We start from the raw sequence: 23,263 nt of genomic DNA, 5'->3' as shown, positions 1-23,263 counted from the left end.
TAAGCCAACAGCAACGTCAAGGGAAAGGGTCGGGAGTCGGGGTCTCGATCACAATCCAACAAAGAACGTCATGTGAACTGTTCACTTATTGAAGCCGGAGGCGTAGGTTCCGGACTGTTTCAGTTCGCGCAACGAAGCGAGATCTACATGCTGTCCCCCACAACAACCCTGGCCGAGGGGCTCCGGCTGCCCACCAATGGCCTCGACTACGCGATCATGGCGATCTACTTCGTCGTGGTGCTGGGCATCGGCTTCGCCGCCCGCCGCTCCGTGAAGACCAGCCTGGACTTCTTCCTGTCCGGGCGCTCCCTGCCCGCCTGGGTCACCGGTCTCGCGTTCGTCGCCGCGAACCTGGGTGCCACCGAGCTCCTCGGCATGGCGGCCAACGGGGCGCAGTACGGCCTCTACACGGTGCACTGGTACTGGATCGGCGCCATCCCCGCCATGGTCTTCCTCGGCCTGGTGATGATGCCCTTCTACTACTCGTCGAAGGTGCGCTCGGTCCCCGAGTTCTTGCTGCACCGCTTCGGCCCCTCGTCCCACCTGCTCTCCTCGATCATCTTCGCCGTCTCCTCGGTGCTGATCGCGGGCGTCAACCTGTACGCGATGGCCCTGGTGCTCCAGGCACTGCTCGGCTGGCCGCAGTGGATCGCGATCGTCATCGCGGGCCTCTTCGTCCTCGCGTACATCACGATCGGCGGGCTCTCCTCGGCGATCTACAACGAGGTCCTGCAGTTCTTCGTCATCCTCGCCGCGCTCATCCCGCTGACCATCGTCGGCCTCAAGCGCGTCGGCGGCTGGGACGGCATATCGGACTCCCTCTCCAGCTCGCACGGCGATTCGTTCATGACGGCCTGGCAGGGCACGGGCATCGGTGACGCCAACCCGCTCGGCGCCAACTGGCTGACCATCGTGCTCGGCCTCGGCTTCGTGATGAGCTTCGGCTACTGGACGACGAACTTCGCCGAGGTGCAGCGCGCGCTGTCCGCGAAGAACCTCTCCGCCGCCAAGCGCACCCCGCTGATCGCCGCGTTCCCGAAGATCCTCATCCCGATGGTCGTCGTGATCCCCGGCCTGATCGCCCTGGTCATGGAGCCGTCCATCGGCAAGTCCGCCGACGGCCTGCAGTACAACGACGCCATCCCGGTCCTCATGCGCGACCTGCTCCCCAACGGTGTCCTCGGCATCGCGGTGACGGGCCTGCTCGCCGCCTTCATGGCGGGCATGGCGGCCAACGTCTCGTCCTTCAACACGGTGTTCACCAACGACATCTGGGGCGCGTACATCAAGAAGGGCCGGAGCGACCGGTACTACCTGGGGACCGGCCGCATCGTCACCGCCGTCGGCGTCGTGATCGGCATGGGCACCGCGTTCATCGCGGGCAGCTTCAGCAACATCATGAACTACCTGCAGACGCTGTTCTCGTTCTTCAACGTCCCGCTGTTCGTGGTCTTCATCATCGGCATGTTCTGGAAGCGGACCACACCGGCGGCCGGCTTCTGGGGCCTCCTGTCCGGCACCGTCGCGGCGATGGTGAACTACTTCTGGCTCTACAAGCAGGGCGTCGTCGAGATCCCCTCGGACCAGGGCGCCAACTTCGTCTCCTCGATCGTCGCCTTCGTGGTCGGCGCGGTGGTGATGTTCGTGGTCACGCTCTGCACCAAGTCCAAGCCCGCCGAGGAACTGGCCGGTCTCGTGTACGGCACGAAGTCGCCGGGCATGGAGGAGCCGCCGGCCGAGGGTGACGACGCCTGGTACCGCAAGCCGGCCCTGCTGGGCTGGGGAGCGATCGTCCTCGCCGTCATCTGCTACATCCCGTTCTCCTTCTGAGGTCCGAGGTAACACGACATGAGCGACGAAATGAACCAGCACGTCGAGGAAGTGAAGGAACTGGAGGCCAAGTCGGCGACGGCGGCCCGCCTCTTCGACGTGCGACGCATCATCGGCGGCCTCTTCGTGGTGTACGGCGTGATCGTCACGATCGCCGGCCTCACGGCGTCCGACGCCGACCTCAAGAAGGCCCAGGACATCAACATCAACCTGTGGACCGGCATCGGCATGCTGCTCCTCGGCGTGTTCTTCCTGGCCTGGATGAAGCTCCGCCCCACGGAACCGCCGACACCGGAAGAACTGGCTGAGGCGAACGGAGCGTCCGAGTAACTCCCCTGACGGGACTGTGACGTCTAACTACGAGATTTCCGTAGTCGGACGTCACAGTCCCCCTCGCTCCCGCAACGCAAAAGGCCCATTCCGCCGGAGCGGAATGGGCCTTGCCGGAGCGCTGGGCAGGCCTTGCACCTGCATCTCCCCGCAGGAAGCGGGACGTCTTTCCTTGGACCACCAACGCACGGTCGTTCACCGCGAGTTGCGGCGACCAACGCAAGATCAACTATAGCTCAGGACTCCGGCTCCGGCGAGCCCACCGGGCCCGCCCGGTCCAACAACCCCGTGCGCGCCGCGAGCGCAGCCGCTTCCAGGCGCGAGCCGACGCCCAGCTTCATCAGGACGCGTTGCACATGCGTACGGGCCGTGGACGGGGCGATGCCCATGCCCGCCGCGATCAGCCGGGTGTCCTCGCCGTCCGCGACCCGCACCAGGACCTCGACCTCGCGCGGGGTGAGCATCTGGAGCAACCGCTGCCCCTCGTCGTCCGGTTGGGCCACCGGGTTGAGCAACTCCCCGAACGCGCCCTGGAGCAGGGCGGGAGCCACCGCCGCCTCCCCCGCCCGCGCCTTCATGAGGGCGCGCTCGACGCCCTCTATGCGCTCGTCGTGCCGTACGTAGCCGGAGGCGCCGGCCGCGAAGGCCGACGCGATGCCTCTGGGTGAGGGGACGGGGCCAAGGACCACCACCGCCACCTGCGGACGCTCGCGTTTGATGCGGACCACCGGGTCGAAGGTGCCGGGCTCCGCGGGGGTCGCCGTGCCCAGCAGGCAGACCTCGGGCGCCCGCGAGATGACCAGGTCCGCCGCTCCGGCCGCCGGTGCGGCCGCCGCGAGCACCCGGTGCCCGCGCAGCTTCAGGGCCGAGGCCAACGCCTCGGCCAGCAGTCGGTGGTCGTCGACCACCATCAGCCGCACTCCCATCGGGCCAACCCCCCAATCCACCCCGGGTGTCCCCGCGACCCCCCGGGCCCCCACGGACAGGCGAGCCCCCCGACTCCCCGTCCTCCTTCATCCCCCGGAAGCTACACGCTTGTTCGAGGTTGCGCGCCCCCTACCGGCCAGAAGCGGCCCTCAATGCTGAAATCCAGTGCATTGAGGGATGTTTGGGGGTACAGGAAAGCAAAGCCAGCGCCAAGAAGCTTTCGTTCGGGGCGACTTCGCGACCGCTTTCAGCCGGTGCCGAAACCGATCGCCGTGTACCGCTTGCCGCCGTCCGCGTAGGGCTCACCGATCAAGGGCTGACCGAGGAACAATCTTCCTTTGGAATAGCGGAGTTCGGAATTCGAGCGGCCCGGCGCCATGGCGCTGATCATGTTCCGGACGGCAGGCGTGGCCGGCGTTTCCACCAGGGTCGACTGCTTCAAGGTGTGGGGGTCGATCGTGACGATCTGGCTGCCCTTGTCGGCCGCCCCCGTCTTGAACGCCAGGATGTTTCCGCCGTCCATGCGCACCGGGAAGATGTCGTGGTGGTCGCCGCCCGTGACGCGGTCGCCCGTGCGTTTTCCCGTCTCCAGGGAGTACGACACGATCTCGTCGGCCGGGCCCGTGCCGTCGTCGGACCCGTGCGGCCGGGTCGCGAAATAGATCCGCCCATTGCCGACGGTGATCTTCGCGCAGTCCTCGGTCTTTCCGACCTCGCAGGCGAAGTCGTACTTCTTGGGGTCGATGGAGATCCTGCTCGCGAGTCCTCCGCGGCTGTCCAGGGCGAAGATGTCGGTGATGGTGCCCGCCGCGTTGGTGCCCTTTCCCACCCCGAAGACGACCGGCTTGGTGGACAGGACCTTTACGCCGGCGAAGCCCCGGGCGAGTTTGTAGGACCACTTGGGCTGGCCCGTGACCGGGTCCAGGAGCTGGACGTCGTACGTCGCGTGCTCACCGTAGGTGCCGCATTTGCGGACCGTCACGAGCTGGGCGCCGCCGTGGTAGCCGAGGTCCTGGCACTCCCCGGTGTCGGGCTGCCACAGGATGTCGCCCGACTTGACGTCGAAGGCGGCGCCGCCGTCGAGACCGCCGCCCGCCGCGAGCGTGTTGCCCGAGAGGGAGAGCTCCTCGAAGATCCGCCTGTTCGAGCCCTGGCCCAGGCTCTGCGTCCAGAGCTTGTGCCCCGTGTTGACGTCGAAGACCGTGATCTGGCTGCACGGCTTGTGGTCGCCGTTCGCCGGCCGCTTGCCCGCCTCGCTGACCACGGCCGCGAGCGCGTCACCGGTGACGGTGTCCGTTCCCGCGCACGTCTGGCCCGACAGCGGGAGGGTCCAGGTCTTCCTGCCGCTCGCGGCGTCGTACCCGACGAGCTGGTTCACGCCCGCCTTGGCGTACGTCCTGTCGGTGAGCCAGGAGCCCTGGACGCTGTCCACCTGCCGCTTCGCCACCTTCGGCGCGGGCAGCCGCAGCGTCACCCCCGCCGACGGGTCGGCCGGGGCCTGCTCCGCCGCAGCACCGCCGAAGCCGTCGCCGCTCTTGTCGCCGCCGGAGCCCGCGGCGCCCACGCCGGGGTCGTCACCGGACCTCGTGGCATAGAGGAATCCGCCGCCGACGATCAGCGCGAGGGCCACGACCGCGGCTCCGATGACGAGCGCGATCGGCGGCACCTTCTTACGGGTGGGCGGCTGCGGAGGGCCGTACCGGGGCTGCTCGTACTGGGACTGCTCGTACGGCTGTTGCCCCAGGCGGTCCCGGGCTTCGGGCGGGAGCGGGGTGCGCAGGGTGCCGTAGCCGGGGGCGGTGTACGGCGGCATGGGCGGTGGGGCGCCGAATCGGCCCTGCGGGGACGGGGGTTCGTTCGGCGGTCGGGGTGGGGGTGGCTGGGTCATGACCTGGGTACCTCGGGGACGTTGAGTTGCGGCAAGGCCAGTCGCCGTTGGCCGGGTCGCACCTTCTCGTCCCGGCGGCCCTTTTCTATCACTCGCGGCCGACAGGCAGCGGGCCGATCCGTCCCCGTACCCAGGGGAGGACCGGCCCGCGGCGCGCGTGGCTCACGCGTCCTCGGCGAGCTCCATCCAGCGCAGCTCCAACTCCTCGCGCTGCGCGACCAGATCACGCAGCTCCGCGTCGAGCTTCGCGACCTTCCCGAAGTCGGTGGCGTTGTCGGCGATCTGCGTGTGCAGCTTGCTCTCCTTCTCGGAGATCTTGTCCATCTGCCGCTCGACCTTCTGGAGCTCCTTCTTCGCGGCGCGTACATCTTTAGAAGACCCAGTGGCCGCGGAGGGCCCCGCCTTCTCAGCCGCGACCGCGGCAGGGGCGGCCGCGGGGGCGGGGGACGCGGACTCGATCATGCGCCGCCTGCGCTCCAGGTACTCCTCGACGCCGCGCGGCAGCATCCGCAGGGTGGCGTCGCCGAGCAGGGCGAAGGTGTTGTCGGTGGTGCGCTCGAGGAAGAACCGGTCGTGGGAGATCACGACCATCGAGCCGGGCCACCCGTCGAGCAGGTCCTCCAGCTGCGTCAGGGTCTCGATGTCCAGGTCGTTCGTCGGCTCGTCGAGGAAGAGGACGTTCGGCTCGTCCATGAGGAGACGGAGGATCTGGAGGCGGCGCCGCTCGCCACCCGACAGGTCGCCGACCGGCGTCCACTGCTTGTCCTTCGCGAAGCCGAACTGCTCGCACAGCTGGCCCGCGGTCATCTCGCGGCCCTTGCCGAGGTCGACACGGTCGCGGATCTGCTGGACGGCCTCCAATACGCGCAGGGAGGCCGGGAGTTCGGTCACGTCCTGGGAGAGGTACGCGAGCCGGACGGTCTTGCCCACGATGATCTTCCCCGCGGCGGGCTGCACATCGCCCTGGCTGCGGGCGGCCTCGTCGAGGGCGCGCAGCAGCGACGTCTTGCCCGCGCCGTTCACACCGACCAGGCCGACGCGGTCGCCGGGGCCGAGCTGCCAGGTGAGGTGCTTGAGCAGCATCTTCGGTCCGGCGGTGACGGTCACGTCCTCCAGGTCGAAGACGGTCTTGCCGAGCCGGGCGTTCGCGAACTTCATCAGCTCGCTCTTGTCGCGCGGCTCCGGGACGTCGGCGATCAGTTCGTTGGCGGCCTCGATGCGGTAGCGCGGCTTGGAGGTGCGGGCGGGGGCGCCGCGGCGCAGCCAGGCCAGCTCCTTGCGCATCAGGTTCTGCCGCTTGCTCTCCTCGGTCGCGGCGATCCGCTCGCGCTCGGCGCGCGCGAACACGTAGTCCGAGTAGCCGCCCTCGTACTCGAAGACGTCGCCCTTCTGCACGTCCCACATGCGGGTGCAGACCTGGTCGAGGAACCAGCGGTCGTGCGTGACGCAGACGAGGGCGGAGCGGCGGGCCCGCAGGTGCTGGGCGAGCCAGGCGATGCCCTCGACGTCGAGGTGGTTCGTCGGCTCGTCGAGGACGATCAGGTCCTGCTCGGCGATGAGCAGCTTGGCGAGCGCGATACGGCGCCGCTCGCCGCCGGAGAGCGGGCCGATCACGGTGTCCAGGCCCTGCGGGAAGCCGGGCAGGTCGAGCCCGCCGAAGAGGCCCGTGAGCACGTCGCGGATCTTGGCGCTGCCGGCCCACTCGTGGTCGGCCATGTCACCGATGACCTCGTGCCGGACGGTGGCCTCCGGGTCGAGCGAGTCGTGCTGGGTGAGCACGCCGAGCTCCAGGCCGCCGTTGTGGGTGACGCGGCCCGTGTCGGCGTCCTCCAGCTTGGCGAGCATCCGGATGAGGGTGGTCTTGCCGTCTCCGTTGCGTCCCACGACGCCGATCCGGTCGCCTTCCTGTACGCCGAGGGAGACGCCGTCGAGGAGGGCACGGGTGCCGTAGACCTTCGAGACGTTCTCGACGTTGACCAGATTGACTGCCATTACGCTCCGCTCCGGGGGGTGGGCCACGGGGGTGGGCCAGTCTTCCAGCGTAGTCGGCTCGCCGATGGTGCTGGTCACCCGTTCCCCCGCCACGGGGCTCCGCCCCGGACCCCGCTGGCTCTCGTCCCAGAGCGGGGCTTGATTTGCCGGTCGTCGCCGCCTTGGGCAATCTGCCGCCTTGGGCGGCAGGGTGGGCAAGGCGGCGCCACGGTGCCGCGTAACAGGGCCGCGCGGCTCAGAGAATCGTGGCTCCCCGGGCGGGGGACGAGGCCACGCGGGCCGATCGGCATCCGGCGATACCGGTGAGCGCTGCCGCAACCTTCCGCGCCGAGGACTCGTCCGCCACGAGGAACGCGGTCGTCGGGCCCGAGCCAGAGACGAGCGCGGCCAGCGCCCCCGCCGACGTACCGGCGTCGAGGGTGTCCTTCAGGGACGGGAAGAGGGAGAGCGCGGCGGGCTGCAGGTCGTTCGTGACCGTGGCCGCGAGCGCCTCGACGTCGCCGGTGCGCAGCGCCTCCAGGAGGGCGGGCGCGGCGACGGGGTCGGGGGCCTCGGGGCTGAGGCGGTCGAACTCGCGGTAGACCGCCGGCGTGGACAGACCGCCGTCCGCGGCCGCGAACACCCACCAGAACTCCCCTCCCACGTCGAGGGGTTCGAGCTTCTCGCCCCGCCCGGTACCGAGCGCCGCACCGCCGACCAGGCTGAACGGCACGTCACTGCCCAACTCGGCGCAGATGTCGAGCAGCTCCTCGCGCGAGGCGTTCGTGCCCCAGAGCGCGTCGCAGGCGAGCAGCGCGCCCGCCGCGTCCGCGGAGCCGCCCGCCATGCCGCCGGCGACCGGGATGTCCTTGGCGATGTGGATACGTACGTCGGGGGCGATGTCGTACCTGCGCCCCAGCTCGATGGCCGCGCGCGCCGCCAGGTTCGTACGGTCCAGGGGGACCTCGGGTACGGGGACGGAGCCCGGGCCCGTGCAGGTGAGCGTGAAGGAGTCCGCCTCCGACACCGTCACCTCGTCGTAGAGGCCCACGGCCAGGAATACGTTCGCCAGGTCGTGGAAGCCGTCGGGGCGGGCGCCGCCGACCGCGAGCTGGACGTTGACCTTGGCGGGGACGCGTACGGTCGCACTCACTGCTGCTTTGCCTCCGCGATGCGGGCGAACTCGTGGACGGTGAGCGCCTCGCCGCGCGCCTGCGGGGAGACGCCCGCCGCGACGAGGGCCTCCTCCGCGGCCTGCGCCGAACCCGCCCACCCGGCGAGCGCCGCGCGCAGCGTCTTGCGGCGCTGGGCGAAGGCGGCGTCGACGACCGCGAAGACCTCTTGCCTGGACGCGGTGGTGGGGATCGGCTCGGTGCGGCGGACCAGGGAGACGAGGCCGGAGTCGACGTTCGGCGCGGGCCAGAAGACGTTGCGGCCGATCCGGCCGGCGAGCTTGACCTCCGCGTACCAGTTGGCCTTCACGGACGGGACGCCGTAGACGCGGGAGCCGGGCCCGGCGGCGAGCCGGTCGGCGACCTCGGCCTGCACCATCACGAGGGTGCGCTCGATGGTCGGGAAGTTCTCCAGCATGTGGAGCAGGACGGGGACCGCGACGTTGTACGGAAGGTTCGCGACGAGGGCGGTGGGGGCCGGGCCGGGAAGCTCGGTGACCTGCATCGCGTCGATGTTGACGAGGTCGAACGCGTCCTTCTTGGCCGGGATGCGGGCCGCGATGGTGGCGGGCAGGGCCGAGGCCAGTACGTCGTCGATCTCCACGGCCGTGACGTGCCGGGCCGCTTCGAGGAGGGCGAGGGTGAGCGAGCCGAGGCCGGGTCCCACCTCTACGACGGCGTCGTCCTCGGTCACTTCCGCGGTGCGGACGATGCGGCGGACGGTGTTGGCGTCGATAACAAAGTTCTGGCCGCGCTGCTTGGTCGGCCGGACATTCAGCGCCGCGGCGAGTTCGCGGATGTCCGCGGCGCCGAGGAGGGGGCCCTGGGGGTCACTGTTGCTCACCGTTCAAGGGTAGCCGTGCCACAGATCAAGCCCCGCCGGCGATTGAGGCGCGGGGTCCGGGGCAGAGCCCCGAGAGCGCAACCCCGGTGCCGCCCCACCTACAACCGGCCCCCGCAATGCGGCCACGGCGTCGCCCCACGGCTGACGTACAGCTTCTTCGCCCGGTAGGTCTGCTCCGTGGCAGGCGCGTCCTGGGGGCGCCCCGAGCCGCCGAGGCTCTGCCACGTCTGGGTGTCGAACTGGTAGAGCCCCCCGTAGGTACCGGTCGCGTCCGTGGCCCCCGGCCGCCCGCCCGATTCGCAGGCGGCGAGGCCGGACCAGTTGAGGGAGTCCGCCCCGGCCACGGACGTCGGCATCGGCTTCGTGCCGACCCTGACCTGCTGCGTGCGCGGCTCCCGTACGACCTCCTGCCGTACGCGGCGCGGCTTCATCCTGACCCCGTTGACGGTGCGCACCGAGTACGTGACCCGCTTCATGCCGGGCTCACCGGCGCGCGTGACGATCTCCGTGCCCTGAAACTGCGAGGCGTCCTCGGTGCGCTCGGTCGCGTAGGGGATCGACTCCTCGCGGACCTCCTTCTCCCCCGTCACCCGCATCACCGTGATGACCTGCCCGTCGCGCGGGAAGCCGCTCTGCGGCACCGACGTGGTGTCCTGCCCGTGCAGCGTGACGCCCGCGTCCTCGACGGCCTCGCCCACGGTCGCCGCGTTCGTGCGGATGGTGCGGCGGTTGCCGTCGGCCATGATCGTGACGCTGCGCTCGGTGCGTACGTCGAGTTCGAGTCCGTGGCGGGCGATGCGCTGGGAGCGCGAGGCCGAGACGTACGCGCCCTCCGCCCGCACCCCGAGCTGGCTGAGCGCCCCGTGCACGGTCTGCGCCGTCGTCCACACCTCGCGGCGCTGCCCGTCGAGGGTGAGCCGGACGGGGCGCCCGTACCGGACCGCGACCTCGTCCCCGCTGGCCAGCGCGGCCCCCTCGCCGGGCGCCACGACGTCGTGGTCGCCGACGTCCACGCCCTCGTCGTCGAGGAGTTCGGTGACGTCGTCGGCGAAGGTGTGCAGGGTGCGCTCCTTGCCGTCGACGCTGAGGTGGATGGCCTTGTCGTCGGCGACGAAGGCGGACGTGCCGCCCGCGAGGAACGCGACGACCAGCGCCTGCGGCAGCAGCCTGCGCAGCGCTTCGGGGCGCTGCGCCGTCTTCTTGCGGCGTGCGGCGCGCCGGGCCTCGGCCCGGCCGCCGGGCGGCGCCGGGGCGGGGACCCGGGTCTCCGCCTCGTACAGCTCATACCGCTCGTACGTCTCCTGCGGCGTAATGCTCACGACGACGCTCCAGGCACTCACAGGTGTCCGGCCCCCGGGGAGGGGCGGATCAGGCGAGCAGAACCTAGCGGAGCGTTCGTCACTCTCCAAAGCACCACGGTCACTCTGTGTGGCGACTTTGCCCGAAGGTGAGCGGACGAGAGCGCCCGTGACCGTTATCGCTCAGTAATCGAAGGCACGCGCGGTGTTGGCGGAGACCGACGTCGCGAGGGCTTCCTCCGTGACGCCCTTGACCTCGGCCATGGCGCGCAGCGTGACCGGAATGAGATACGGGGCGTTAGGCCGACCGCGGTACGGGGCGGGCGTGAGGAAGGGCGCGTCGGTCTCGACCAGGACCAGGTCGAGCGGGGCCACCGCGAGCGCGTCGCGCAGCGGCTGCGCGTTCTTGAACGTCACGTTTCCCGCGAACGACATGAAGTAGCCGTTCTCCGCGCAGATTTGGGCCATGTCCGCGTCACCGGAGTAGCAGTGGAAGACGGTGCGCTCGGGCGCGCCCTCCTCCTTCAGGACGCGTAGCACATCGTCGTGCGCCTCACGGTCGTGGATGACGAGCGCCTTGCCGTGCCGCTTGGCGATCTCGATGTGGGCGCGGAAGGAGCGCTCCTGGGCGGCCTTGCCTTCGGGGCCTGTACGGAAGTGGTCGAGGCCGGTCTCGCCGACGCCCTTCACGTGCGGGAGGGCGGCGAGCCGGTCGATCTCGGCGAGGGCCTCGTCGAGCCCGGCGTCACCGAGGGCTTCGCGCGCGCCCTGCCGGGACCATCCGTCGGGGTCGCCGTGCACGATGCGCGGCGCCTCGTTGGGGTGCAGGGCGACGGTCGCGTGCACGCGCGCGTGCTCCTGGGCGACGGAGGCCGCCCACCGCGAGCCCGCGACGTCGCAGCCCACCTGGACGACCGTGGTCACACCCACCGACGCCGCCTTGGCGAGGCCCTCCTCCACGGTTCCCTCCTGCATGTCCAGGTGGGTGTGGGAGTCGGCGACCTCGACCTCCAGGGGCGCGGGCAGCGGCGGCGGGGTGACGTCCTTGGTGCTGGGGCTCATGCCCCCGATCCTACGAACCCGGTGTCACTCGTCCCGCTTGTGGTGGCTGAAGGGGTGCAGCAGGTCCGACAGATGCCAGTGGTGGTGCCCCTCGCGCTCCGCCGACTCCGGCTCCGGCACCTCCACGGAACCCGACCGCGGGGTGCGGTGGTGCTGCAGCGCTTCATGGGCCGAGGAGACCCGCCCCGCGCGCATGATGCGCACGACGTGGCCCTCGCAGTTCACACAGGTGGGCCGGGTCAGCGGCGACGGCACCCGCTCGCCCTTGACCACGTACATCACGAACTCCGCACCCTCCCCGTCGACGTGGTGCTCGATCTCGTAGGACTGCTCCCAGCCGTGCCCGCACCGCATGCAGGCGAACGAATACGACTCGTGGACGATCGAAATCGCCGCGCTGCGATTCGGGACCGGGGGCGTCTGCGCACCAATGGCTGTCTTGGAGACTGCGAACTCGCTCATGCCAGCTCCTCTTGCCCGCTGGACAAACGCTGCCCTGCGGCAGCGTGGGGACGGGTGCGTCCCCTTCAACCAGTGGACGCCTCCGCTGGGCCGAGCGCAAAAGCCCTGTCGACTATTGGATCCGATTTGGCCTTTCCCTGCCGAAACAGGCCTGGCGCGCGGTCTTCGCTTTGCTTTTCAGGTTAGTCCTTTACACGCCTATGGGGCGGTTCGATCCGCATTCTTTGCCGCCACGACAGCATCGAAGACCTCGCGCTTGGGCAGCCCCACGTCGACCGCCACGGCCGCGATCGCCTCCTTGCGCCGTTCCCCGGCCTCTTCGCGCACGCGCACCCTGCGCACCAGCTCAGCGGGGGTGAGGTCGTCGGTGGACTTCTCCGGAGCGCCCTCGACGACGACCGTGATCTCGCCGCGCACGCCCTCGGCGGCCCACTCGGCGAGCTCCTTCAGGGGGCCGCGCTTGACCTCCTCGTACGTCTTGGTGAGCTCGCGGCACACGGCCGCGCGGCGGTCGTCCCCGAAGGCCTCGGCCATCGCGGCGAGGGTGTCGTCGAGGCGGTGCGGGGCCTCGAAGTAGACGAGGGTGCGGCGCTCCTGCGCGGACTCCTTGAGCCGGGAGAGCCGCTCGCCCGCCTTGCGCGGCAGGAAGCCCTCGAAGCAGAAGCGGTCGACGGGGAGCCCGGAGAGCGCGAGGGCGGTGAGCACGGCGGAGGGACCCGGCACGGCCGTGACGCGGATGTCCCGCTCGACGGCGGCCGCGACCAGGCGGTAACCGGGGTCGGACACGGACGGCATCCCCGCGTCCGTCACCAGCAGCACCCGCGCCCCGCCGGCGAGCGCCTCGACCAGCTCCGGCGTGCGCGCCGACTCGTTGCCCTCGAAGTACGACACGACACGCCCGCCGACCTGCACCCCGAGCGCCTGCGTCAGCCGCTTCATGCGCCGGGTGTCCTCGGCGGCGACGACATCGGCGGTGGCCAGCTCCTTGGCAAGCCGCGGCGGCGCGTCCGACACGTCGCCGATCGGGGTGCCCGCGAGCACGAGGGTTCCGGTGGACTCGGGGGATTCTGCGGTTCCTGTCACTGTTCCAGTCTCGCAGGGACGGCGCACGGGACTCGCACAGTCGTGTTCCCTACGATGGCGCGCGTGACCAGTACCGCGTCGTCGTCCGGGGCGACTCCGACCAGCGCACCGACCGAGCAGGCCGCCGGCCTGGAGCCACCGCAGTCGTCGTGGCTGCGCGGGCTGCGCAGGTTCGGGTACCGGGCTGGGGAGAACGGGGCCAGAAGCGGTGCCGTGGGCACGCGCCTGGTGCCGCCGTTCCCGCCGCTCGGGGGCCGTCTGTGGGCGTCCTTCGGGCTGAGCCGGTTCTCCGCCGCGCAGGCGGAGCGGATCGTCGGCTGGGTCGGGCCGCTGCTCGTCACGCTCGTCGCGGGCCTCGCCAGGTTCTGGAATCTGGGCAACCCGAAGGCCGTGATATTCGACGAGACGTACTACGCGAAGGACGCGTGGGCACTCATCCACCGCGGCTTCGAGGTGAACTGGCCCAAGGACGCCAACGACAAGATCCTGGCCACGGGCGGAAACGTACCGATCCCGCACGACGCCTCGTACGTCGTGCATCCGCCGGTGGGCAAGTACGTCATCGGCATCGGCGAGTGGATGTTCGGGTTCGACCCGTTCGGCTGGCGGTTCATGACGGCGGTCCTCGGCACGCTGTGCGTGCTCATGGTCTGCCGGATCGGGCGGCGCATCTTCCGCTCCACGTTCCTCGGCTGCCTGGCGGGCGCGCTGCTCGCCGTCGACGGGCTCTCGTACGTGATGAGCCGCACCGCGCTGCTCGACTCGATCCTGGTCTTCTTCGTGCTGGCGGCGTTCTGCTGTCTGGTGCTCGACCGGGAGCGCACGCGCGGGCAGTTGGCCGCCGCGCTGCCGGTGGACGAGCACGGGCTGCCCCACCCCGATGACGAGGTGGCCCGGACCCTGCGCCTCGGCTGGCGCCCGTGGCGGCTGCTCGCAGGACTGTGCCTCGGCCTCGGCGCCGCCACGAAGTGGAACGGCTTCATCTTCCTCGCCGCCTTCGCGCTGATGTCGGTGCTGTGGGACGTGGGTTCGCGGCGGGTGGCGGGCGCCGAGCGCCCCTACCGCGCGGTGCTGAAGCGGGACGTCGTCCCGGCGTTCGTCTCGACCGTCCCCGTGGCCATCGCCACCTACGTCCTGTCCTGGCTCGGCTGGATCCTCTCCCCCGCCGACGGCTCCGGCGGCTACTTCCGCGACTGGGCGGCGACCGACGGCAAGGGCGGCACCTGGGCCTGGCTGCCGGACTGGGTGCGCAGCCTGTGGCACTACGAGCACGAGGTGTGGAACTTCAACACCACGCTCAGCTCGCCGCACACCTACCAGTCCAACCCGTGGAGCTGGCTGGTCGACGGCCGCCCGGTCTCGTACTTCTACGAGTCGCCGAAGCCCGGCGCCGACGGCTGCCCCGCCGACGCCACCGAGAAGTGCGCCCGCGAGGTCCTGGCGCTCGGCACGCCGCTGCTGTGGTGGGCGGCCTGCTTCGCGCTCCTGTACGTGCTGTGGCGCTGGTTCTTCCGCCGCGACTGGCGGGCGGGCGCGATCCTGTGCGGCATCGCGGCCGGCTACCTCCCCTGGTTCAACTACCAAGAGCGGACGATCTTCTACTTCTACGCGGTCGTCTTCGCCCCGTTCCTCTGCCTGGCCCTGGCGATGATGCTCGGCGCGATCATCGGCAAACCGGGCTCACCGGAGCGACGGCGGGTGATCGGCGCGGCGGGCGCGGGCGCCCTGGTGCTGCTGATCGCGTGGAACTTCATCTACTTCTGGCCGATCTACACGGGCGACGCGATCCCGGTCGACTCGTGGCGGTCGCGGATGTGGTTGGACACGTGGGTGTGAGCCGGTTTCGGTCAGCTTGGTGATCTCAATCCGGACACCTTCGGACATCATCCGATGAACCCGTGCCCCTTGGGGCACTCCTCGTGCTTACAGTCCCTCTCGTAAACCTGGGGAGGGGAGCGCGTCATGCGCAAGGGGGCCAAGATCGCCATCGTCGGCGGGGTGTGCACCGTCATGGTGGGCGGCGCGGGGTACGGGGCGTACAACCTCGTCACGGCGGTCACGGGCGGGAACACCGTGTCGTCGCAGGGGTCGGAGTACAAGTCGGGGCCGCCGTCCGGCGACGAGGTGAAGGAGACGTCGGAGCGGTTCCTCGCGGCGTGGGCGAAGAACGACCCGGGGGCCGCGGCGCGGCTCACGGACTACGCCGACAACGCGATGAGCGTCCTCGGTGACTGGCACGACAAGGCGCACGTCACGCACACCGAGCTGACGGCGACGAAGGCGGACGGCGCGAAGGTCGCCTTCCACGTCAAGGCCACCGTCACGTACGGCAAGAAGACCAGGACGTTGTCGTACGACTCCTCGCTCACGGTCGTGCGCGGGCAGACCACCGGGCGGGCGCTGGTCGACTGGTCGCCGGCCGTGGTGCACCCGGCGATGAAGAAGGGCGACACGCTCGTCACCGGAGAGGCCCCCGCGCCCCCGATCGAGGCCGTGGACCGCAACGGCACCGTGCTGACCAAGGACACGTACCCGTCACTCGGCCCGGTCCTGGACCAGCTGCGCGCCAAGTACGGGGATGCCGCCGGGGGTTCGCCGGGCATCGAGACGTACGTGGAGCGGACCGACGCGGGCGGGGAGACGTCCGCCGCGAAGACCCTCCTCACGCTCGCCAAGGGCAAGCCCGGCACGCTGCGTACGACGATCAGCGCGACCGCGCAGGCCGCCGCCGAGCAGGCGGTGAAGAAGTACCAGGAGTCCTCGGTGGTGGCGGTCAAGCCGTCCACCGGTGAGGTGCTCGCGGTCGCCAACGAGGCGAAGGGCGAGTTCAACGCGGCGTTCCAGGGCGGCACCGCGCCCGGCTCCGTGATGAAGATCCTCACCGCGGCGGCGCTGATCGACAACGGTGTGACCTCGGCGAACGGCCAGGCGCCCTGCCCCGGTTCGGCGGTCGCGATGAGCCAGACCTTCCACAACCTCAAGGGCATGCGGCCGAACCAGAACGCGACGCTCGCCGACAGCTTCGCGCGGTCCTGCAACACCGCCTTCATCAAGCTCTCCGACGACCTGGGCGCGAAGAAGTTCGCCGCGGAGGCGGAGGACCGGTTCGGCCTCGGCAAGGACTGGAAGACGGGGATCGTCTCCCGCGACGGCTCCGTGGAGCTGCCGGGCGACTCGGACGACGCCGCCGCGATGATCGGCCAGGGCCGGGTCAAGATGAACCCGTTGAACATGGCGTCGGTCACGGCGACCGCCATCACCGGCACGTTCCACCAGCCGGTCCTCGTCTCCCGGAAGATCGACGACCACCCGCTCGCCACGGCGCGGGGACTGAAGCCCGGAACCTCCGACCAGCTGCGCCAGATGATGCGGCTGACCGCGACCAACGGCACCGCCGCCGCGGCCATGGCGGGCGTACCCGGCGACAAGGGCGCGAAGACGGGCTCCGCAGAGGTCGACGGCCAGGGCGACGCCAACTCCTGGTTCACGGGCTACAGCGGCGATGTGGCGGCCGCCGCGACGGTGCCGCGCGGCGGGCACGGCGGAGACGCGGCGGGCCCCGTCGTCGCGGCCGTTCTACGGGCCGGAGCGTAGTTCCCCTACGCCTCCCTGCGCCTGGCGGTGAATCCACGCATCGCCAGGCGTTGCCACGTCGTTCTGTCCTATGGAAAGTGCGTTCAGGGCCACCCCGTACCCTGGGCCACCCGTAGATCTCCGGAGGACTCAGGTGGGCAGCAGAGGCAAGCGTCGCGGTGAGACGCGACGCAACACGAACGCCCTGGTGATCGGTGGCGTCGCCGCCGTCGCCGTCATCGGGGCAGGCGTCGGCGCGTACGCGCTGATCGGGAGCGGTGACCGGGCGGGCAGCACCTCCGCTTCGGCCGCGGACGACAAGCCCGAGATCCCCAAGGGCCCGCCGTCCGCCAAGGAGGTTCGCGCGGCGGCCGACGGTTTCCTCACCGCCTGGCAGCACGGGGACGCCGCGAAGGCGGCCACCTACACCAGCGATCCCGCCGCCGCGAAAAAGGCACTCGCCGACGTCGCCAAGGAAGCCCACCTCACCGGCGTGAAGCTCGCGCCCGGCACCCGCAAGGGCGCCGAAGTCCCCTTCCACGTCACGTCCACGGTCGAGTACCAGAAGTTGAGCAAGCCCTTCGCGTACGACTCCTCGCTGACCGCCGAGCGCCGCAAGAGCGACGGCAAGGTCCTCGTCGACTGGCAACCCGCCGTCGTGCACCCGGACCTGAAGGAGGGCGACCACCTGGAGACCGGCGAGGCGGGCGATCCGCCGGTCAAGGCCGTCGACCGGGCGGGCAACGAGCTGGACAAGAAGAAGTACCCCTCGATCGGCACCGTCGTCGACGGACTGCGCGAGAAGTACGGGAAGAAGGCGGGCGGCACCGCCGGCGTCGAACTGCGCGTCGTGCGCGGTCAGTCGGAGAAGAAGTCCGACGACAAGAACGCGCTGCCCGACAAGACGCTGCTGGCTCTCTCCAAGGGCACTCCGGGCACCGTGAAGACCACGCTCGACCCGGCGCTCCAGGCCACCGCCGAGGACCAGGTGAAGTCGCGCAAGAAGGCCTCGGTCGTGCTCGTGAAGCCGTCGACCGGTGAGATCCTGGCGGTGGCGAACTCCAGCCCCGGGTTCAACACGGCGTTCCAGGGCTCGCTCGCGCCCGGCTCCACGATGAAGGTCATCACGGCGTCGATGCTTCTGGACAAGAACATCACCGACGTCGACAAGAAGCACCCGTGCCCGAAGTACTTCACGTACGGGCACTGGAAGTTCCAGAACGACGACAAGTTCCAGATCAAGAACGGCACGTTCAAGTCGAGCTTCGCCGCGTCCTGCAACACGGCCTTCATCAGCCAGGCCCCGAAGCTCGACAACGACTCGCTGACCAAGCAGGCGCAGACGGTCTTCGGCCTCGGCATGAACAACTGGTCGATCGGGGTGCCGAGCTTCGACGGCGCGGTGCCGGTGATGTCGGACGCGCAGATGGCGGCCTCGCTGATCGGGCAGGGCGGCGTCCGGATGAACCCGCTGAACATGGCCTCGGTGGCGGCGACCGTGAAGGCGGGCGCCTTCCACCAGCCGTACCTGGTCTCGCCCGACTTCGACGACCGCACCCTGGCGAAGGCGGCGAAGCCCATCTCCGCCTCGACGGCCTCGAAGATGCGGGAGTTGATGCACTACACGACGATCGCCGGCACGGCCGTGAAGCCGATGTCCGGGCTCGGCTCCGACATGGGCGCGAAGACCGGCTCCGCGGAGGTCGACGGGCAGAAGGACCCCAACGGCTGGTTCACGGCCTGGCGTGGGGACCTCGCGGCGGCGGCCGTGGTGCAGCAGGGCGGGCACGGCGGCGACTCGGCCGGTCCCGTCGTCCGCAAGATGCTGCTGGCGGGCGGCTGACCGGGCGCCGATACAGGGTCGCGTGCCTCGTACACGTACGGCTAGCGTGCGGAGCATGACGACAGCAGAAGGCAGCAACAGCACGGCAGCACACCCCCGGTTCGCCGAGGCCGTCACCGCGATGGGCCTCGCCGACCTCCTGCCGCGGGTGCGGCGCTTCCCCGAGGCGACCCGCACCGCGCAGGAGGCTGCGGAGGCGATCGGCTGCGAACTGAGCCAGATCTGCAAGTCGTTGATCTTCGCGGCGGACGGGGTGCCGGTGCTGGTCCTGATGGACGGCGCCTCGCGCGTCGACCTCGATCTCGTACGCGACGAGCTGGGGGCCGAGAAGGTCACGCGCGCCAAGGCGGACGTCGTGCGGGAGTTCACCGGCTACGCGATCGGCGGCGTCCCGCCCTTCGGCCACGCGAACCAGACCCGCGTCCTCGCCGACCGCTCCCTGCTCACGCACGACACGGTGTGGGCGGCGGCCGGCAGCCCGTACGCCGTCTTCCCCATGGGGCCCAAGGAGTTGATCTCGCACGCGGGTGCCGCGCTCGTGGACGTGCGCGTATGACTCCCGTGGTCGCCGCGGCGGTACTGCTCGCGGCGGTGACCCACGCCTCGTGGAACGCCCTGGCCCACCACATCACGGACAAGTTGGTCGGCTTCACGCTCATATCGGGCGGCGGGACGCTGATCGGGCTCGTGCTCGCGGTGTTCGCGCCGATCCCGGCGGCGGGGGCGTGGCCGTATCTGGTGGCGTCGGCGGTCCTGCACGTCGCGTACTACTGGCTGCTGATGACGTCGTTCAAGCTGGGCGACTTCGGACAGGCCTATCCGATCGCGCGCGGCACGGCGCCGCTCGTGGTGACGGTGCTCGCGGCGGTCTTCGCGGGCGAGGTGCCGGGCGGCTGGCAGGCGGCGGGCGTCGCGGTGTCCAGCGCGGGGTTGACCGGCCTTGCGCTGTGGGGGTTGCGGGGGTCGGGGCGGCGGCCGGACTGGCGTGCGCTCGGCGCCGCGCTGGCCACGGGGGTGGCGATCGCGTCGTACACGGTGGTGGACGGATTGGGTGTGCGCGCCTCGGGCTCGTCCCTCGGCTACATCGCGTGGCTGATGGTGCTGGAGGGGATCGCGGTGCCGGTATACGCGGCGTACCGCTGGCGCGGTGAACTGGTGGAGCGGTTGCGGCCGTTCGCGCTGCGAGGGCTGTTGGGTGCGGCGCTCTCCGTCCTCGCGTACGGCCTGGTCCTCTGGGCCCAGACGCGGGCGGACCTCGCGCCGATCTCCGCGCTCCGGGAGTCGTCGATCATCGTGGGGGCGGCGATCGGCGCGATCTTCTTCAAGGAACGCTTCGGCGCGCCAAGGCTTTTGGCGGCGGGTGTGGTGGTGGCGGGCATCGGGTTGATGCTGCACGCCGGTTGACGGTGGTCCGTGGTGCTGGGGGCCTGCCCCCAGACCCCCGCTGCTCAATCGCCGCAGGGGCTTGATAGCTCAAGCCCCGCTCTTGGACGAGAGCCCGCGGGGTCCGGGGCGGAGCCCCGTGGCGTCAGCCCCGGATGGCCATGAACCCACTGCTGACCGCGGTCGTCCCACCATCGACCGGCAGCACCGCCCCGGTGATCCACGCCGCGTCGCTCGACGCGAGGAACGCGACCGCCGCCGCGATGTCGGCCGGCTCCCCGACCCGGCCCAGCGGATACAACTCCCGCATCGCGTCGAGCTGTTCGTCCCGCCCCGCCCACGCCGTGGTGCGGACCGTGCCGGGCGCGACCAGGTTCACGCGGACGCCGCGCGGCCCCGCGTGACCGGCCAACGTACGGGTCAGAGACGCGAGTCCCGCCTTCGCGGCGCTGTACGCGTGGTTGCCGAAGTCCTGGATCCCGTTCACGGAGCCGATGTTGACGATGGCGCCGCGGCCGGAGGCGACGAGGTACGGCAGCGCGGCGCGGGCGCACCGGTAGGCGCCGGTGAGCGTGATGTCGAGGTCGACGGCCCACTCCTCGTCGTCCTCCTCCTCGAAGAGCGCCGCGTCGGGGTGGCAGGCGCAGGCGTTGTTGACGAGGACGTCGAGGGCGCCGCGCCGATCGAAGGTCTCGACGGCGTACGCGACGGCCGCCTCGACGGAGTCCCTGTCGCCCACGTCGCAGCCGAACTCCCGTGCCGTACCGCCCTGTTCACGGATCGAGGCGGCGATCTTCCCGGCCGCCGCCTCGTCGATGTCGGTGACGAGGACGCTCGCGCCCTCCTCGGCCAGCCGGTGGGCGGTGGCGGCGCCGATGCCGCGTCCGGCCGCGGTGATCAGGGCAACGTGATCCTCGAAGCGCTTCATACGCGGACGCTAACCCGCGTTCAGCGCCTCCCGCACGGACTTCACTGCGCCGTCCGCCCCGCCACCGACCTCGGGTCGAAGCCGAAGGGGAGTTCCAGGCGGTGCGCCGCCATCAGGTCCTCGTCCATGAGGAGGTCGCCGGTCGCCCCGTCCGCCGCGATCGCGCCGTCGCTGAGGATCACCGCGCGGGGGCAGAGCTCCATGGCGTACGGCAGGTCGTGCGTGACCATGAGGACCGTCACGTCCAACGAGCGCAGGATGTCGGCGAGTTCGCGGCGCGAGGCCGGGTCGAGGTTGGAGGACGGCTCGTCCAGGACGAGGATCTCCGGCTCCATGGCGAGGACCGTCGCCACGGCCACGCGGCGGCGCTGGCCGAAGGAGAGGTGGTGCGGGGGCCGGTCCGCGAACTCCTCCATGCCGACCAGCGCGAGGGCCTTGCGGACCCGCGCCTCCAGCTCCGGGCCCTTCATGCCCGCCGCCGCCGGGCCGAACGCGACGTCCTCGCGGACCGTCGGCATGAACAGCTGGTCGTCCGGGTCCTGGAAGACGATGCCGACCTTGCGGCGGATCTCCGCCATATGGCGCGCGGAGACCGGGAGGCCGGCCACCGTGACGGTGCCCGCGCCACCCGTCAGGATGCCGTTGAGGTGCAGGACGAGGGTCGTCTTGCCCGCGCCGTTCGGCCCGAGCAGCGCGACCCGCTCGCCCTTGCCGATCGTAAGGTCCACGCCGAAGAGGGCCTGGTGCCCGTCGGGGTAGGCGAAGGCGAGCCCACGTACGTCGAGAGAAGCCACAGAAGAAGTCGCAGAAGAAGCAACAGAAGAAGTCACAGCGCCCATCCCATCAAGCACACCACGAGCGCCGCGCCCGGCAGGGCCAGCGCGTACGACCACTGGGTCCGGGTCGCCGCCAGGTCGTCGATCACCGGCATCGCCCCCGCGTAGCCACGGCTGACCATGGCGAGGTGCACCCGCTCCCCGCGTTCGTAGGAGCGGATGAACAGGGCGCCCGCCGACTTGGCGAGCACGCCCCAGTGCCGTACGCCCTTCGCCTCGAAGCCGCGCGACTCCCGGGCGATCTTCATGCGGCGCATCTCGCCGGTGATCACATCGCCGTAGCGGATCATGAACGAGGCGATCTGGACGAGCAGCGGGGGCAGCTTCAGGCGTTGCAGGCCCAGGATCAGTTCGCGCAGTTCGGTGGTCGAGGCGAGCAGGACCGCGGCGGCGACGCCGAGCGTGCCCTTGGCGAGCACGTTCCACGCGCCCCACAGGCCGCTCTCGCTCAGCGACATCCCGAGCACCTGCACCCGCTCGCCCTCCGCCACGAACGGCATGAGGACGGCGAAGGCGACGAACGGGACCTCGATGAGCAGCCGCTTCAGCAGAAAGCCCGCCGGGACCCGCGCCGCGTACGCGACGGCCGCGAGCAGCACCGCGTACAGGCCGAACGCCCACATCGCCTCGCGCGGGGTGGAGACGACGACCAGGACGAAGCAGAAGACCGCGGCCAGTTTGGTGTGCGGCGGCAGCGCGTGCACGGGCGAGGTCCCGGCGCGGTAGAGCTGGTGGGCGTGACCGGCGCCCATGTCAGGACACCTGCTCCGAAGCGGCGGGGACCTCGGTGGAGGCCGCGTCGCTCGTACGCCGCCTGCGCAGCGCCCAGAAGATCCCGGTGCCCGCGACGACGGTGACGCCGACACCGATGATCCCGGCGAGGCCGCCGGAGAGGCGGCCGTTGGAGATGTCCTTCACGCCGTAGTCGGCGAGCGGGGAGTCGGAGGAGGCGTGCTCCTTCGCCTTCTGGTCGATGCCCTTGTCGTGGGCGACCTTCTCCAGGCCGTCGGGGTTGGCCGAGGCGTAGAAGGAGACGAAGCCGGCGAGGACGACGGAGGCGGCCAGGCCGATGAGCCAGACCTTGCGGTGCGAGCGGGCAGCCGCCACCGGAGCCGCCGTGGGCGCGTCGACCAGCTCCCCGTTCACCTTCAGCTTCAGCGTCTTGTGCAGGCCCCGGGCCCCGTAGACGAGGTCGGGGCGCACGGCGACGACCGCGCCGACGGTGAGCGCGGTGATCACGGCCTCGCCGATGCCGATGAGGATGTGCACGCCGACCATCGCGGTGGCGACCTTGCCGATGGAGACGTCGGTCGTCCCCCCGATGGCGTAGATCAGGGTGAAGACGACCGCGGCGGCCGGGACGGACAGCAGCGCGGCGACGAAGGACGCCACGGTGATCGAGCGGCGGGTGCGCGGCAGCAGCTTCACCAGACCGCGGAAGACGAGGTAGGCGACGACGGTCGTGGTGATCGCCATGTCGGTGATGTTCACGCCGAGCGCGGTGAGGCCGCCGTCGGCGAACAGCACGCCCTGCATGAGCAGCACGACGGACACGCAGAGGACCCCGGTATAGGGGCCCACGAGTATCGCCGCGAGCGCGCCGCCCAGGAGGTGTCCGCTGGTGCCCGCCGCGACGGGGAAGTTGAGCATCTGCACGGCGAAGATGAACGCCGCGACCAGGCCCGCGAGCGGCGCGGCCCGCTCGGAGCCGAGCTCACGGCGGGCGCCGCGCAGGCTGACGGCGACGGCGCCCGCGGCGACGACGCCCGTGACGGCCGACACGGGGGCGTTGATGAATCCGTCAGGGACATGCATCGTTCGATGATAGAGGCT

The 23,263-nt window shown here is 70.6% G+C and carries 20 protein-coding genes; 7 read left to right on the top strand and 13 right to left on the bottom strand.

Annotated elements, in window-relative coordinates:
- Window positions 1-147: 147 nt before the first annotated feature.
- Together OKJ99_RS32130 and OKJ99_RS32125 are read left to right on the top strand one after the other, a co-directional pair.
- Window positions 148-1,830, top strand: a complete 1,683-nt coding sequence (locus OKJ99_RS32130) for a sodium:solute symporter family protein (protein WP_326021505.1) — start codon at window positions 148-150, stop codon at window positions 1,828-1,830.
- An 18-nt stretch (window positions 1,831-1,848) separates the two neighbouring features.
- A complete protein-coding gene (locus OKJ99_RS32125) occupies window positions 1,849-2,160 on the top strand; it encodes a hypothetical protein (RefSeq protein WP_326021504.1) in 312 nt (103 codons plus the stop codon).
- 236 nt (window positions 2,161-2,396) lie between these two features.
- Here the strand turns inward: OKJ99_RS32125 and OKJ99_RS32120 are convergent, their stop codons facing one another.
- From OKJ99_RS32120 to rsmI, 9 genes are all read right to left on the bottom strand, one after another.
- Window positions 2,397-3,086 carry a helix-turn-helix transcriptional regulator gene (locus tag OKJ99_RS32120; RefSeq protein ID WP_326021502.1) on the bottom strand — a complete coding sequence of 230 codons (690 nt, stop codon included), beginning with the start codon at window positions 3,084-3,086 and terminating at the stop codon, window positions 2,397-2,399.
- A 248-nt stretch (window positions 3,087-3,334) separates the two neighbouring features.
- A complete protein-coding gene (locus tag OKJ99_RS32115; protein ID WP_326021501.1) occupies window positions 3,335-4,975 on the bottom strand; it encodes an outer membrane protein assembly factor BamB family protein in 1,641 nt (546 codons plus the stop codon).
- Between the two features lie 162 nt (window positions 4,976-5,137).
- On the bottom strand, window positions 5,138-6,967 hold the full coding sequence (locus tag OKJ99_RS32110) for an ABC-F family ATP-binding cassette domain-containing protein (RefSeq protein WP_326021499.1): 1,830 nt from the start codon (window positions 6,965-6,967) through the stop codon (window positions 5,138-5,140).
- A 235-nt stretch (window positions 6,968-7,202) separates the two neighbouring features.
- Window positions 7,203-8,099: a 4-(cytidine 5'-diphospho)-2-C-methyl-D-erythritol kinase gene (locus tag OKJ99_RS32105; RefSeq protein WP_326021498.1), complete on the bottom strand. Its 897-nt coding sequence runs from the start codon at window positions 8,097-8,099 to the stop codon at window positions 7,203-7,205.
- Window positions 8,096-8,962, bottom strand: coding sequence for a 16S rRNA (adenine(1518)-N(6)/adenine(1519)-N(6))-dimethyltransferase RsmA (rsmA, locus tag OKJ99_RS32100; protein WP_326021497.1), 867 nt, complete (start codon window positions 8,960-8,962; stop codon window positions 8,096-8,098). Before rsmA ends, OKJ99_RS32105 begins: the two co-directional genes overlap by 4 nt.
- A 98-nt stretch (window positions 8,963-9,060) precedes the next feature.
- Window positions 9,061-10,302 carry a ubiquitin-like domain-containing protein gene (locus tag OKJ99_RS32095; protein WP_407700810.1) on the bottom strand — a complete coding sequence of 414 codons (1,242 nt, stop codon included), beginning with the start codon at window positions 10,300-10,302 and terminating at the stop codon, window positions 9,061-9,063.
- Between the two features lie 141 nt (window positions 10,303-10,443).
- Window positions 10,444-11,322, bottom strand: a complete 879-nt coding sequence (locus OKJ99_RS32090; RefSeq protein ID WP_326021495.1) for a TatD family hydrolase — start codon at window positions 11,320-11,322, stop codon at window positions 10,444-10,446.
- 24 nt (window positions 11,323-11,346) lie between these two features.
- Window positions 11,347-11,784 (bottom strand): hypothetical protein, encoded by a 438-nt coding sequence (locus OKJ99_RS32085; protein WP_326021493.1) that lies wholly within the window; start codon window positions 11,782-11,784, stop codon window positions 11,347-11,349.
- A 198-nt stretch (window positions 11,785-11,982) separates the two neighbouring features.
- Window positions 11,983-12,867: a 16S rRNA (cytidine(1402)-2'-O)-methyltransferase gene (gene rsmI / locus OKJ99_RS32080; protein WP_326021491.1), complete on the bottom strand. Its 885-nt coding sequence runs from the start codon at window positions 12,865-12,867 to the stop codon at window positions 11,983-11,985.
- A gap of 63 nt (window positions 12,868-12,930) precedes the next feature.
- Here rsmI and OKJ99_RS32075 point away from each other — a divergent pair, with 63 nt between their 5' ends.
- The 5 genes from OKJ99_RS32075 to OKJ99_RS32055 all read left to right on the top strand — a co-directional run bounded on the left by OKJ99_RS32075 (window position 12,931) and on the right by OKJ99_RS32055 (window position 19,687).
- Window positions 12,931-14,703 carry a dolichyl-phosphate-mannose--protein mannosyltransferase gene (locus OKJ99_RS32075; protein WP_326021490.1) on the top strand — a complete coding sequence of 591 codons (1,773 nt, stop codon included), beginning with the start codon at window positions 12,931-12,933 and terminating at the stop codon, window positions 14,701-14,703.
- Between the two features lie 126 nt (window positions 14,704-14,829).
- Complete coding sequence (locus OKJ99_RS32070; protein ID WP_326021488.1) at window positions 14,830-16,461, top strand: penicillin-binding transpeptidase domain-containing protein; 1,632 nt, start codon at window positions 14,830-14,832, stop codon at window positions 16,459-16,461.
- A gap of 133 nt (window positions 16,462-16,594) precedes the next feature.
- A complete protein-coding gene (locus OKJ99_RS32065) occupies window positions 16,595-18,283 on the top strand; it encodes a penicillin-binding transpeptidase domain-containing protein (protein ID WP_326021486.1) in 1,689 nt (562 codons plus the stop codon).
- Between the two features lie 55 nt (window positions 18,284-18,338).
- Window positions 18,339-18,839: a YbaK/EbsC family protein gene (locus tag OKJ99_RS32060; RefSeq protein ID WP_326021485.1), complete on the top strand. Its 501-nt coding sequence runs from the start codon at window positions 18,339-18,341 to the stop codon at window positions 18,837-18,839.
- Window positions 18,836-19,687, top strand: coding sequence for a DMT family transporter (locus OKJ99_RS32055; protein ID WP_326021483.1), 852 nt, complete (start codon window positions 18,836-18,838; stop codon window positions 19,685-19,687). Before OKJ99_RS32060 ends, OKJ99_RS32055 begins: the two co-directional genes overlap by 4 nt.
- A 124-nt stretch (window positions 19,688-19,811) precedes the next feature.
- Here the strand turns inward: OKJ99_RS32055 and OKJ99_RS32050 are convergent, their stop codons facing one another.
- Genes OKJ99_RS32050 through OKJ99_RS32035 form a run of 4 tightly spaced genes read right to left on the bottom strand, consistent with a single transcriptional unit; the run spans window position 19,812 to window position 23,245 of the window.
- On the bottom strand, window positions 19,812-20,594 hold the full coding sequence (locus OKJ99_RS32050) for an SDR family NAD(P)-dependent oxidoreductase (protein ID WP_326021482.1): 783 nt from the start codon (window positions 20,592-20,594) through the stop codon (window positions 19,812-19,814).
- A 41-nt stretch (window positions 20,595-20,635) separates the two neighbouring features.
- Window positions 20,636-21,433 carry an energy-coupling factor ABC transporter ATP-binding protein gene (locus tag OKJ99_RS32045; RefSeq protein ID WP_326021480.1) on the bottom strand — a complete coding sequence of 266 codons (798 nt, stop codon included), beginning with the start codon at window positions 21,431-21,433 and terminating at the stop codon, window positions 20,636-20,638.
- On the bottom strand, window positions 21,421-22,182 hold the full coding sequence (cbiQ, locus tag OKJ99_RS32040) for a cobalt ECF transporter T component CbiQ (RefSeq protein ID WP_326021479.1): 762 nt from the start codon (window positions 22,180-22,182) through the stop codon (window positions 21,421-21,423). Before cbiQ ends, OKJ99_RS32045 begins: the two co-directional genes overlap by 13 nt.
- Before the next feature lies 1 nt (window position 22,183).
- On the bottom strand, window positions 22,184-23,245 hold the full coding sequence (locus OKJ99_RS32035) for an energy-coupling factor ABC transporter permease (protein WP_326021478.1): 1,062 nt from the start codon (window positions 23,243-23,245) through the stop codon (window positions 22,184-22,186).
- Window positions 23,246-23,263: the final 18 nt, after the last annotated feature.

The organism is Streptomyces endophyticus, from assembly GCF_035798155.1.
Taxonomy (GTDB): Bacteria; Actinomycetota; Actinomycetes; order Streptomycetales; family Streptomycetaceae; genus Streptomyces; species Streptomyces endophyticus.
Note: the sequence above shows the minus strand (reverse complement) of the source record. Positions and strands in the feature narration are given on the sequence as shown.